The organism is Paractinoplanes ovalisporus (assembly GCF_016834655.1).
GTDB classification, from domain to species: domain Bacteria; phylum Actinomycetota; class Actinomycetes; order Mycobacteriales; family Micromonosporaceae; genus Actinoplanes; species Actinoplanes ovalisporus.
In genome coordinates this window covers 93,750-105,629 of sequence record NZ_JAENHP010000004.1, presented here as the reverse complement: position 1 = coordinate 105,629, position 11,880 = coordinate 93,750, and the positions used below count along the sequence as shown (strand labels likewise).

The 11,880-nt window shown below is 72.0% G+C and carries 10 protein-coding genes; 5 read left to right on the top strand and 5 right to left on the bottom strand.

Going from position 1 to position 11,880, the window contains the following annotated elements; translation table 11 throughout:
* Nucleotides 1-99: 99 nt before the first annotated feature.
* A complete protein-coding gene (locus JIG36_RS14615) occupies nucleotides 100-618 on the bottom strand; it encodes a SixA phosphatase family protein (protein WP_203376837.1) in 519 nt (172 codons plus the stop codon).
* Between the two features lie 89 nt (nucleotides 619-707).
* On the opposite strand from JIG36_RS14615, the gene JIG36_RS14610 reads away from it, so the two are divergent.
* Nucleotides 708-1,007, top strand: a complete 300-nt coding sequence (locus JIG36_RS14610) for a DUF6458 family protein (RefSeq protein ID WP_203376836.1) — start codon at nucleotides 708-710, stop codon at nucleotides 1,005-1,007.
* Between the two features lie 69 nt (nucleotides 1,008-1,076).
* On the opposite strand, the gene JIG36_RS14605 is transcribed toward JIG36_RS14610, so the two are convergent.
* Complete coding sequence (locus JIG36_RS14605; protein ID WP_203376835.1) at nucleotides 1,077-1,916, bottom strand: NAD(P)H-binding protein; 840 nt, start codon at nucleotides 1,914-1,916, stop codon at nucleotides 1,077-1,079.
* Nucleotides 1,917-2,036: 120 nt separating this feature from the next.
* Between JIG36_RS14605 and JIG36_RS14600 the strand changes: the two genes are divergently transcribed.
* Nucleotides 2,037-2,408, top strand: a complete 372-nt coding sequence (locus JIG36_RS14600; RefSeq protein WP_307872716.1) for a winged helix-turn-helix transcriptional regulator — start codon at nucleotides 2,037-2,039, stop codon at nucleotides 2,406-2,408.
* Here the strand turns inward: JIG36_RS14600 and trhA are convergent.
* Nucleotides 2,399-3,076, bottom strand: coding sequence for a PAQR family membrane homeostasis protein TrhA (gene trhA / locus JIG36_RS14595; RefSeq protein ID WP_203376833.1), 678 nt, complete (start codon nucleotides 3,074-3,076; stop codon nucleotides 2,399-2,401). The genes JIG36_RS14600 and trhA overlap by 10 nt on opposite strands.
* Before the next feature lie 78 nt (nucleotides 3,077-3,154).
* Here trhA and JIG36_RS14590 point away from each other — a divergent pair, with 78 nt between their 5' ends.
* From JIG36_RS14590 to JIG36_RS14580, 3 genes are read left to right on the top strand one after another with little or no spacing between them, the layout of a single operon-like run.
* Nucleotides 3,155-3,766: a 5-oxoprolinase subunit B family protein gene (locus JIG36_RS14590; protein WP_203376832.1), complete on the top strand. Its 612-nt coding sequence runs from the start codon at nucleotides 3,155-3,157 to the stop codon at nucleotides 3,764-3,766.
* On the top strand, nucleotides 3,763-4,617 hold the full coding sequence (locus JIG36_RS14585) for a 5-oxoprolinase subunit C family protein (protein WP_203376831.1): 855 nt from the start codon (nucleotides 3,763-3,765) through the stop codon (nucleotides 4,615-4,617). Before JIG36_RS14590 ends, JIG36_RS14585 begins: the two co-directional genes overlap by 4 nt.
* Nucleotides 4,613-5,371 carry a LamB/YcsF family protein gene (locus JIG36_RS14580; protein ID WP_203377397.1) on the top strand — a complete coding sequence of 253 codons (759 nt, stop codon included), beginning with the start codon at nucleotides 4,613-4,615 and terminating at the stop codon, nucleotides 5,369-5,371. Before JIG36_RS14585 ends, JIG36_RS14580 begins: the two co-directional genes overlap by 5 nt.
* Nucleotides 5,372-5,682: 311 nt before the next feature.
* On the opposite strand, the gene JIG36_RS14575 is transcribed toward JIG36_RS14580, so the two are convergent.
* Nucleotides 5,683-7,473, bottom strand: coding sequence for an NHL domain-containing thioredoxin family protein (locus tag JIG36_RS14575; RefSeq protein ID WP_203376830.1), 1,791 nt, complete (start codon nucleotides 7,471-7,473; stop codon nucleotides 5,683-5,685).
* A gap of 150 nt (nucleotides 7,474-7,623) precedes the next feature.
* Nucleotides 7,624-11,775: an LppU/SCO3897 family protein gene (locus tag JIG36_RS14570; RefSeq protein ID WP_203376829.1), complete on the bottom strand. Its 4,152-nt coding sequence runs from the start codon at nucleotides 11,773-11,775 to the stop codon at nucleotides 7,624-7,626.
* Nucleotides 11,776-11,880 lie beyond the last annotated feature (105 nt).

Sequence of the window (11,880 nt, the reverse complement as noted above, 5' to 3'; positions counted from 1 at the left end):
CGGCGGTCGCCCCACTTCCGCGCCGTTACCGGGCATTGCCCACTCTCCTGAAAACGGCAGAGGCCGGCGGACAATGATGTCCGCCGGCCTTCGTCGTTCTCAGCCGCGGGCCGTGTGCCTCTCCAGCAGCCGCATCGACCGCGGCTCGGTGCCCGACCAGGAACCCTCGGCCCGGTGCACGGCGAGACCCGACGTCTTCATGACCACGTCGATGCCGTCGTACTGGTCGTCGGGAATGAGCAGAGTGGACACCTCGGACACCGTCGGGTTGTGGCCGACCACCAGGACCGTACGAACGGTGTCGGGCACCTTGCGCATCAGGTCGAAGACCTCCGTCGGCCCGCCGTAGTAGAGGCCCTTCTCGTAGCGCACCTCGGGCGCGGCGCTGCCCGGCCGGACCTGGGCCAGCGCGATCGAGACGCCCTGCCAGGTCTGGCGGGTGCGTGCCGCCGCCGAGCAGAGCACCAGGTCGGGATAGAGCCGCTCGTCGGCGAGCCAGGCGCCGGCCGCGTCCGCGTCGGTTTCCCCCCGGGTGGTCAGCCGGCGGTCGAAATCGGGGCTCTCATCGGGGGTTTCGGCCTTGGCGTGGCGGAGGATCACGAGCGTCCTGACGGTCATGTGTCCAGCTTGCCTGATTGAGGACGAGAGCGGGTGGGTAAACCCCTCAGCGACGCATTGACCACGGTGAGGATCAAGGGAGGCCCGCGATGGGCATCGGCGGAAGCATCTTCCTGCTGGCGTTGGGCGCGATCCTGGCGTTCGCCGTCAACGCGAACGTCAGTGGAATCGACATCAACATCATCGGGTGGATCCTGATGGCGGCCGGCCTCGTCGGCCTGATCATCACGCTCTGGTACTGGAACAGCCGCCGCCGCACCGTCGTGACGCGGCAGACGGCCACGCCGGTCGCGGGCGAGCAGGTCTACCCGAACCAGCAGGTGCGCAGCGAATACCGGGAGACCCGCCGCGAGGACGTTCCGCCGCCCCCGCCGCCGTCCTACCAGTAATCCGCACAAGAACTCGCGACGCCGGTAGCCGCTCATCCCCCTGGCGGCCGCCGGCGTCGCGCGCGTTTTTCAAGACTTGAGAGCGGTTCCCACGTACGTCGTCAGGGACGTCGCCGGGCGGCCGAGGAGCGACTCGAGGTCGTCGGCCGGTACGAAGAGCTGGCCGGCGGCGGCACCTCGGTCGGAGTCGGCCAGGATCGCCGCGAACCCCTCGGGCAGCCCCACGCCGACCAGCATCTCGCGGTACTTGTCCTCACCGAGGTCGGTGTAGGTGACCGGCTTGCCCGACTGCTTCGCGACCTCGGCGGCGAACTCGTCCATGGTGAACCCCGGACCGCCCAGCTCGTAGACCCTGCCGGCCTGGTTGTCGGAGGTGAGCACCGCGGCCGCCGCCTCGGCGAAGTCGGCCCGGGTGGCGGCGCTGATCCGGCCCTCGCCCGAGGCGCCGACGAACCCGTGCTCTAGGCCCTGCGCCACGTTGTAGTTCTCGAGGTACCAGCTGTTGCGCAGGAAGACGTACGGCAGGCCGGACTCGGTGATCAGCTTCTCGGTGGCCAGGTGCTCCTCGGCCAGCTTGAGGTCGGACGTGTCGGCCTTCGCGATGCTGGTGTAGACGAGCAGGCCCACCTGGGCAGCCTGGGCGGCGGCGACCACGTTGGTGTGCTGGGCGAGCCGGGCGCCGGCCTCGCTGCCGGAGATGAACAGGACCTTGTCGGCGCCCTCGAACGCGGCCCGCAGCGACTCCGGATCCTCGTACGAGACCTGCTTCACGGTGATGCCCAGGTCGGCGATCTTGTCGACCTGGCGGCCCAGCCCGACGATCTCGGCGGCCGGGACGCCCTTGGCGAGAAGCGACTGGATGGCGAGTCGGCCGAGGTGTCCGGTGGCGCCCGTCACGACGATGCTCATTGCGGTCCTCCTGGTAGTTGATGCTTGAACCAAATGGGCCAACGCCGCTGGTCAGAGATCACTTCCCAATCGATAGAAGGCACCTTGAAGTGCAGTACTTACCCGAGGGATAGTAGCCAGGTGGAAGTCAGTGCGTACGCGAAAGATTGCCCCAGCCGGCAGATCCTCGACCGGATCGGCGACACGTGGAGCGTCCTGGTCGTGGTGATGCTCGCCGACGGGCCCCAGCGCTACACGGCCCTGCAACGCAAGATCGAAGGGGTCAGCCCCAAGATGCTCACCCAGACCCTGCGCGGCCTGGAGCGGGACGGGCTGTTGTTCCGTACGGTGCATGCCGAGGTGCCGCCCCGGGTCGACTACACGCTCACCGAGCTCGGCCGCAGCCTGCTCGACCTGGTGGGCGCGCTCGAGAAGTGGGCCGAGCTGCACATCGACGACGTGCAGGCGGCCCGTTCGGCGTACGACAACCCCGGGGTTGTCGTTCAGGCGTAGAGCGCGAAGTAGATGGCGATGTGGTGGCAGATCGCCGCCACCAGCGTGCAGGCGTGGAAGAACTCGTGGTGGCCGAACACCTCGGGCCACGGGTTCGGCCGGCGCAGCGCGTAGAAGACGGCGCCGACGCTGTAGATCACGCCGCCCACCGCCAGCAGCACCAGGGTGGTGACGCCACCGCGGTGCAGCACGTCGGGCAGGATCGCGACCGCGCCCCAGCCCAGCGCCAGATAGAGGGGAGCACCGGCCCAGCGGGGCAGGTGCGGCCAGATCGTCTTGAGCGCCACGCCGCCGAGCGCGCCGCCCCAGATCAGGCTCAGCATCAGCGTCGCCTTGCCCGGCGACAACAGCTCGATGCAGAACGGGGTGTAGGTGCCGGCGATGAAGATGAAGATCATCGAGTGATCCGCCCGGCGCATGATCTGGTAGCCACGTTCGCTCCAGACCCGGCGGTGGTAGAGCGCACTGATGCCGAACAGCCCGCACACGGTGAAGCTGTAGATCAGGACGCTCAGGAAGGGCTCGATACCCGGCCGGCTGAGGGCGATCGAGCAGAGCACGATGCCGCAGACCAGCGCAACGAAGAACGCGTACTGATGAAGCCGGCCACGCAGCCGCGGCTTGCCGAGGTCGGTCGGCTTCATCCGGAACGGGGCGGAGGTCGTCACGAGATTCAGGTTACGGTATCGTAAGTTACCCGTCAGTATTTCCCGGGTGGTGACCTGCGGCACTGGCAGGATGGCGCCATGAGGCTGAGACGAGCCGGCGCCTCGGCGCTGCTGATCGAGTGTCGCGACGGCGACGAGGTCGAAGCCTGGCGCGATGAGATGTCCCGGCGTCGCGAGGCCGGTGACCTGCGCGTGATCGACATCGTTCCCGGCGCTCGAACTCTGCTGCTCGACGGCGTGGAGCCGGGCACGGCGGCGTTGATCGAGTCCTGGCCGGCTCCGATGAGGACTGTCGACGGGCATCGAGAGGGGTCGCTCGTCGAGATTCCGACTGTGTTCGACGGCGACGATCTCAATGACGTGGCCGAGCGATGGAACATGACCCCGGAGCGGGCGGTGGAGCGGCTCGCCGAGACAAATTTCACCGTCGCGTTCTGTGGGTTCGCGCCCGGTTTCGCCTACATGCGCGGCCTTGGCGAGGATGCCGCTGTGCCCCGGCTCGACGCTCCCCGGGCCCGCGTGCCGGCCGGTTCGGTGGGCCTCGCGGGCGAATATTGCGGCATCTATCCCACGGCCTCGCCGGGCGGGTGGCGGCTGGTGGGTCGCACGGCGGAGACCCTTTTCGACGTACGGCGTGAGCCCCCGGCCCGCCTCACCCCCGGCACCCGGGTCCGCCTGGTGGTCGCGTGATCACCGTGGTTCGGGCCGGTCCCCTGACGACTATCCAAGATCAAGGGCGTCCCGCGTACGCGCATCTCGGCGTGCCCCGATCGGGTGCTCTCGACGCGCGGGCCCTGCGTCGCGCGAACACCCTGGTCGGGAACCCGGTCGGCGCGGCCGGTCTCGAGACCACGCTGATGGGGTGTGCGCTGCGCTTCGAGGTGGCGGCCCGGGTCGCCGTGACCGGGGCGAGTGCGGTGGTGAAGGTCGACAAGAGGCCTGTTGCTCCGGGTTCCCCGGCTTCTCCGGCTTCTCCGGCCTCTCCGGTCGTGATCGACTTGCCGGCTGGATCGGTTCTCGACATTGGGCGAGCTACCCGCGGCGTTCGGTCCTATGTGGCTGTTTCGGGCGGTATCGACGTATTGCCCGTGTTGGGTAGCCGGTCTACTGACACGTTGTCCGGGTTGGGGCCGGCGAAGCTGGTGGACGGGATGAGGTTGGCTGTGGGGGATGAAACGGGCGATTCGCCGTCCGATCCTGGCCTGTCCGATCTGCTGGAGCTCGGTGTGTGGCTTGGGCCGCGTGACGACTGGTTCTCGGGGAACGAGCTGTTCGAGAACCCGTACCAGGTCAGCCCGATGAGCAACCGGGTCGGCTGCCGGCTTCGCGGGCCGGGTCTTCGCCGTGCCGTTCCCGGCGAACTGCCGTCCGAGGGCGTGGTGCTGGGCGCGATCCAGGTGCCGGCCGACGGGCAGCCGCTGATCTTCCTGGCCGACCATCCGACCACCGGCGGATACCCCGTGATCGGGGTGGTCGACGACGTCGCGCCGCTCGCGCAGGCTCGGCCCGGAAGTACGGTGCGGTTCCGTGCCCTCCATTGACCTGAACGCCGACCTCGGCGAAGGCTTCGGCCGCTGGCCCCTCGGCGACGACGAGGCCCTGCTCGGCATCGTGACCTCGGCCAACGTGGCTTGCGGCTTCCACGCCGGCGACCCCTCCACGATGCACCGGATCTGCGGCGCCGCGGTCGAGCGGTCGGTCGCCATCGGCGCCCAGGTGGGCTACCGCGACCTGGCCGGCTTCGGGCGGCGGCGGATCGACTACGACCCTGACGAGCTGCGCGACGACATTCTGTACCAGATCGGGGCGCTCGAGGCGTTCTGCCGAGTCGCCCGAGGCCGGGTCGGTTACGTGAAGCCGCACGGCGCTCTCTACAACACCGCCGCCGTCGACGAGGTGCAGGCCGGGGCGGTGGTGGCGGCCGTACGGTCGTACGACGCGGCTTTGCCCCTGCTGTGTCAGCCCGGCTCAACTTTGGCCCGGCTCGCCGCCGCGGCCGGGCTGACCGTGGTCGGGGAGGGGTTCGCCGATCGGGGCTACCGGGCCGACGGCACGCTGATGCCGCGATCGTTGCCCGGGGCCGTGCTGCACGATCCGGACGAGGTGGTCGCCCGGGCCGTGCGGATGGCGGTCGACGGTGAGGTGGTCACGGACGGCGGCGAGGTCGTTGCGGTGCCGGTGGCTTCGATCTGCGTACACGGGGATACGCCGGGGGCGGTCGAGTTGGCCTCACGCGTGCGGGACGGGCTGGCTGAGGCCGGTTTGGCTCTCGGGCCGTTCACGCCGACGGGCTGACTTCGGCATTCGGCGGCCTGACTGATCGCGGCCTGGCTGATTCCTGCCTGGCTGATCGTTTGCCGGTTGATTTTGCCGGCTGATCGTTCGCCGGTTGACGCTGCTGGTTGATCTTTGCTGTTGAACGCTCCTACACGTTGACAGGAGCACTTACCCGCCCTGCCAGGGGGCCTCCACCCAACACCCATCCTGGCGGAAAATGGTGATCATTGCGGGGCGGCCTGTGGACAGCCGGGAATTGTGGATAACTCGGATGATCTTCCAGAACCGAGCAGAATCCGTCCATGGCACGCATCGTCAGCGACAGTCGTTCAGGCCTCGTCCATGCCCCGCAGGATCAGCGGGAGCCGGGACGGGCCGTCCGCCGTCACCACGACCGGCACTCCCCAGTCCTGCCGGGTCAGGTGGCAGGCGGCGAACTCGACGTCGACGTCGCACGTCGCGGCCTGGGCCACCACCTGCAACACGCCCTTGGGCACGTCAGGATTGATCACCAGGGGCCGCGACAGATCGGTCGTCACGCCTGCGCCCGAGAGCAGCAGCTCGGGCGGCGAGGCCGAGACCTCCAGGCGGGTGGACGGGCCGAACTGCGTGTCGAGCTTCTGGCCGGGCGCCGGCGTGAACACCACGTCGAGGGTCACCTCACCCGCCGCAACTGGGGAGGCCGGGCGCTCGGTGCGGTGTCGTTCGCCGCTGACCGTACGCACCGCGCCCGGCGCCAGCCTGGTCAAACGGTGGGCAGCCGACTCGACGACCAGCACGTCACCGGCGGCGGTCACCAGCACGTCGCTCGGCTCGGCCAGCCCGCTGTCGACCGTGGACACCTCGTCGGAGCTCGGGTCGTAGCGGCGGATCGCTCCGTTGTACGTGTCCGCGATCAGCACCGAGCCGTCATCCAGTGCGGCCACGCCCAGCGGGTGCTGCAGAAGTGCCTCCTTGGCCGGGCCGTCGACGTGACCGAAGTCGAAGAGGCCCTGACCGACGGCGGTGTGCAGCACACCCTTCTCCACGTAGCGAAGCGCCGAAGTCTCGCTGTCGGCGATCCACAACCGGTCGCCGCCCACCGAGAGCCCGGACGGCTGAGCCATCCACACGTCGGGGATCGGGCCGTCCCGCAGCGACTCGACGGTCGTGCCGGCGTAGACACCGACCGTGCGCTTGATCGGGTCGAACCACCACAGCTGGTGGATGCCGGCCATCGCGATGATCACGCGGTCGTCGAACCAGGCCAGATCCCATGGGGAGGACAGGTCGGAGGCGAGGGCGTCGTGCGGGTGGTCGTCGACCGCGGAACGCCAGGGCCGGCCGGAACCCGCCACCAGCGTGATCTCGCCGTCCGCCAGGCGCAGGCCACGGAGCTGGTGGTTGACCGTGTCGGCGACCACGACGTCGTAGCCGACCGTGGACGCGACCTCGGCCGGAAGCAGCAGCAGGCCCTGCGGCTCGCTGAACGGGTCGTTGCGCTCGCCCGAGCCGAAACGGCGTACGAGGGTCTCGCCGTCGGCCTCGACCTCGACGACCGAGTGGCGGGCGGAATCGCTGACCAGCAGATGGCCGTCGGGCAGCTCGATCGCCTTGCCGGGGAAGCGGAACACCGTGTCGGCGGCGGGCGGAGGAACGTACGGGCCGTCGCCTCGATGCAGTGTGCCGTCGGCGGTGTGCTTGGTGATCAGCTCGTCGATCAGCCGGGACAGGCCCTCGGCGTGACCCTCGCCGGCCATCGAGGCGACCAGGTATCCCGTCGGGTCGATCACCGCGAGGGTGGGCCAGGCCTTGGCCGCGTACTGCTGCCAGAGGTGCATGTCACCGTCGTCGACGACCGGGTGGTGAACGCCGTAACGCTCGACCGCGGCGGCCAGGGCCTTCGGGTCGCGTTCGTGCTCGAACTTCGGGGAGTGCACGCCGATCACCACGAGGGCGTCGCCGTACTTCTCCTCCAGCGGGCGCAGCTCGTCGAGGACGTGCAGGCAGTTGATGCAGCAGAACGTCCAGAAGTCGAGCAGGACGACCCTGCCGCGCAGGTCGGCGAGGGTCAGATCCTTGCCACCGGTGTTCAACCAGCCACGGCCCCGGAGTTCCGGCGCCCGCACACGTCCCGTCATCGCACCATCGTGCCGCACCGGGGGTTCCGGCACGGCACGAAGGTGGTCAGGATGACAGCGCCGGGCGCCCGGCCTCGACGCGTGCGGCGGTCAGGGGGCCAGCCGCGACGCGTACGGTCGTCAGGTGCTCGGTCGGCTGGCGTTCGGCTGTCAGGCGTTCGGCTTGAGGCAGAGCACCTGAGTCTTGCCGTCCGAGGTCTGGTTGATCACGTGCGGCTGACCCGGGTCGGCGCACTTCGCCTTGTCGTCCACGATAGACGCCACCTGGAACGAACCGGACTCCGAGCACTCGGCCTTGACCGCGGACTCGCCCTCACGCTTCACGCACTCGCCCTGGATCACCGACAGCGACTTGTCGCTGCCACCGGCCACCAGATAGACGACGCCGAACACGATGCCGAGCAGCAGCAGCGCGCCGACGACGACCGCGGCCAGAATCGGCAGCACGCGGACGTGCGGCGTCTCGGGCTTGGCGGGCTTCTCCTCGGCCTTGAAGCTGTCGAAGCGACCCTGGTCGGCCTCGACACCCGGCCAGCTGGTCGTGTCCTCGGGCGTCGGCGGGGTCACCGTGGCCCGGCTGGCCGGGCTCGGGAACGGGTCGCCGCCGGGGCCGAACTGCTGCCCGGGCGGGCCGAAGCCGTTGGACCGCGGCTGGGTGGCCGGGTCGAAGCCGTTGAGGCCCGGAGGCATCGGCGGCAGGGCCGGGGCGGGCACGAAGGGCTGGTTCTCGCGGCCCGCGATGTCGGTGGTGAGCTCGCTGTAGGGCTCGCCGGGACGGCTCGGAGGACCACCGGGACGGTCGGCATAGGGCGAGCCGGGCGGGGCCGGCTCGAGCGCCGCGCCCGGAGGCAGGGCGGGGGGAGCCGAAGTCATGCCGGTGGGCGGGTTGCCCGGGCCGCCGGGGCCGGGCGGGGCCACGCGGGCGCTCGCCGAGGCACGGGCACTGGCGCGCGCCGGCGACTGCGGCGCGACACCGGGCACACCGGGCTCGCTGCCGGGTGCGTTCGGGTCGTTCGAGCGGTTTCCGTACGCGGCGGGGGAGCCGAACACGCCGGGCGGTGTCGCCGGACGGTCGTCGCCCGGCCGCGCCCCGAACGGCGAGTCGTCACCGGGACGGGCTCCGAACGGCGAGTCTTCACCAGGGCGGGCTCCGAACGGCGAGTCTTCACCAGGGCGGGCTCCGAACGGCGAGTCCTCACCGGGGCGCGGACCGAACGGGGAGTTGTCGCCGGGGCGGGCTCCGAACGGGGGGTTCTCGCCCTGACGTGCGCCGAACGGGGAGTCGTCGCCCGGGCGGGCGCCGAACGGCGACTCGTCACCGGGCTGGGCGCCGAACGGCGGGCGGGCGCCGAACGGGGAAGCGGGGGCGAAGGCCGACTCGTCCGCGTTCTGGTCCTGGCCTGCGTCGTGGTGCTCGGCGGGTGTTTCTTCCTCCGCGGGCTCGGCCGGCGCGGGCCGACCGTAGACGCGAGCCTGCGGGGCGGCCGCCGGCGGCGGCAGCTCGGTCGCCTCGACCGGGGCCGTGCGGCTGGCCGTGGGCACCGAGGCGCTGGCCGTGACCGGGCGGGCCGAACCGGAGGCGGGCTTCTCCGACGGGTCGCGCGGCGCCGGGACGGCACCGTTGCGGTTGTCGATCGCCGCGGGCGAGCCGAGCGCGGCACCGGGCACCCGCTGCGGGTAACCGTTCGGGCTGTCCTCCGAGGAGGCGGGCTCGGGACGCCGGTACGGCGCGTGGGCGTCTTCGGCGGGCTGGTCTTCGCCGGGGCCGAACGCCGCGCGGGCCGCGCCGTAGGCGGCGCCGGGCTCGCGCACCAGGCCGAACGGCGAGGACGGCTGATCGGATTCGCCGTCGGGGCGACCGCCGAAGGGCTCGCCGGACTGGCCACCGAACGGCGACGCCGGACGGGCCGAGCCTTGGGCCTCTCCGAACGGCGAGTCCGAGCGCGCCGAGCCGAAGGCGCCGGAGTCGCCCTCGGGCTGGCCGAAGGGGCTGGCCGGGCGGGCGGAGCCGCTGGCGGGCGACGTTGGGCGGGCTGTGCCGAACGCGTTGGAGTCGCCCTCGGGCTGGCCGAAGGGGCTGGCCGGGCGGGCGGAGCCGCTGGCCGGCGAGGTCGGGCGGGCCGTTCCGAACGCGTTCGCGTCGGGGCCGGGCTGGCCGTAGGGGCCACCGGCGGAGGAAGCGGACTCGGCCTCGGACTGGCCGTAGGGCGAGCCGGGGCGGGCGGAGCCGAACGCGCCCGAGTCGGGCTCGGACTGGCCGAACGGAGCCGGCGGCCGGGCGGAGCCGAAGTCGCCCTCGGACTGGCCGTAGGGCGAGCCGGGGCGGGCGGAACCGAACGCGCCGGACTCGGGCTCGGACTGGCCGAAGGGAGCCGGCGGCCGGGCGGAACCGAACGCGCCGGAGTCGGGCTCGGACTGGCCGAACTGGGCTCCCGGGCGGGCCGAGCCGAACGCGGGGGACGACGGGCGGCTGCCGGATGCGTCGTCTGCGGCCGAGCCGAACTGGGACGACGGCCGGGCGTTGCCATAGGGCGAACCCGCCGGCGGCTGCTGGTCGGCCGGCTCGGCGGTGCCGCGGCCGAACGGGTCGGGCAGGCCACCGCGCGACGGGTCACCGGGCGAGGCGGAGTGGGGGGTCGAGCCGTCGGGCGTGCGGCCGAACGGGTCGGCGAAGGGCTCGGGGCGACCGTACGGGTGAGGAGCGTCCTCGGCCGAGGGCGAACCCGAAGACGACGAGCTCAGCGACGAAGACGAACCGAACGAGGACGAGCCCAGGGACGAGGACGAACCCGAGGACGACGAATCCGAGGACGCCGAACCCGAGGACGAGGGCGAGCCTGGGCCCGAGGCGCCGGGACCGGCCTGGGACGAACCGAACGCGCTGAAGTCGCTCGTGGCGGGTGGCACCTGGGCGGCGCCCGTGGGGGGCTGGCCCGGGAAGCCCTGCGGCGTGCCGAACGGCGCCTGCTGGCTGCGGACCGGGAGCTCGCCGGACGGCGCGGCTGTGGCGGGCGCGGTCGGCGCGCCGGCCTGCTGCGGCGCGGGCGGCGGGAAGGACGACGAGCCGGCCTGCTGCGACGGGAACGAGGACGATCCGGCCTGCTGCGACGGGAACGAGGACGAGCCGGCCTGCGGGGGCGGGAAGGACGACGATCCGGGCTGCTGCGGCGCGGGCGGCGGGAACGAGGACGAACCTGCCTGCGGCGGCGGGAAGGAGGACGGCGGGAGGCTGGGCTGTTCGGACTCGCCGGGGGCGTTGCGCAGCGGGAAACCGCCGCTGTCGCCGCGGCGGGTAGGGAACGCGGAGCCGTTGCCGCTGGCGCCGCGCAGCGGGAAACCGCCGCTGTCGGATGAGCGGGGAGGCGGCGGGGCGTCGGGCAGGCCGGTCAGGGTGGCGCCGGGCACACGGACGCGCTGATCGCCGAAGGCGGAGACGCCGGGCGGGCGGCCGGTGGCCGGGTCGACCGACGGGTCGGCCGGCTCGGACGAACCGCGCGTGGCGGCCGCGGCGAAGCCGTTGAAGCCTTCGACGCTGTCGCCGGGGGCGCCCTGGCCGGCGTTGCGCTGCGGCAGCGGGGCGCCGGGGCGCTGGATGAAGTTCTGCTCGGGCGGCGTGCGGGCCGGGGGCGCGGGCGGCGGAGCCCAGGACGACGAAGCTTCCTGCGCAGGGTTCGACGGCGCCTCGGAGGGCGGGGCCCCGAAAACGGAGGACGGGCCTCCGGTCTGAGCGGGGCCGAACGGCGACGGGGCCGGCGACCCGTATCCGCCGGAGCTCCCGGGCGAGACCGACCCGTACGGCGAGGCCGCGCCGCGCTGGGGAAGACCGTTGCCATCAGAAGAAGGGCCGCCGCGCTGGGGAAGCCCTTCAGGAGCGGAAGCGCCGCGCTGGGGAAGCCCTTCAGGAGCGGAGGCGCCGCGCTGAGGGAGCCCGTCAGGAGCGATAGCGGAGCCGCCACGCTGCGGAAGCCCCTCAGAGGAGGAACCGCCGCGCTGAGGCAGACCGCTGCCCTCGTCGGGCGCGGGCACGCGGGCCGAACCGTAGGACGTGCCGGTCGCCGGGCGGGGCGCGTCGGGGCCCTGGCCGAACGTGGGCACGGCGGGAACCACGAACGGCGACCCGCCGTTCGGTGTGGCCTGTGGCGGCGGGCCGTAAGAACTGGGAAAACCGTCGGCGGGCGGCTGGGCCGAAGCCCGGGCCGAGACCCGCTGACCGTCGGTGTCAGGCGGGAAGCCGTCCGACGTCGGTCCGCCCGACGTGGCCTCGGCCGGTTGCGTACCGGCGTAGTGCCCCTCGGACGTCATGAGCGCCTCCTCATTCCATGCGGCCGTGCCAGCTTTGCACTGACGCCGGACACACTCCGGCGTCGTGCCCAGCTCTGAGGCCAGGCCGTGCGAGGCACCGAAGCT

Bases quoted from the DNA above. Each gene is read 5' to 3' on its own strand.
- JIG36_RS14615 (WP_203376837.1), bottom strand. From the start codon at position 618: ATGACCGTCAGGACGCTCGTGATCCTCCGCCACGCCAAGGCCGAAACC.
- JIG36_RS14610 (WP_203376836.1), top strand. From the start codon at position 708: ATGGGCATCGGCGGAAGCATCTTCCTGCTGGCGTTGGGCGCGATCCTG.
- JIG36_RS14605 (WP_203376835.1), bottom strand. From the start codon at position 1,916: ATGAGCATCGTCGTGACGGGCGCCACCGGACACCTCGGCCGACTCGCC.
- JIG36_RS14590 (WP_203376832.1), top strand. From the start codon at position 3,155: ATGAGGCTGAGACGAGCCGGCGCCTCGGCGCTGCTGATCGAGTGTCGC.
- JIG36_RS14575 (WP_203376830.1), bottom strand. From the start codon at position 7,473: ATGACGGGACGTGTGCGGGCGCCGGAACTCCGGGGCCGTGGCTGGTTG.
- JIG36_RS14570 (WP_203376829.1), bottom strand. From the start codon at position 11,775: ATGACGTCCGAGGGGCACTACGCCGGTACGCAACCGGCCGAGGCCACG.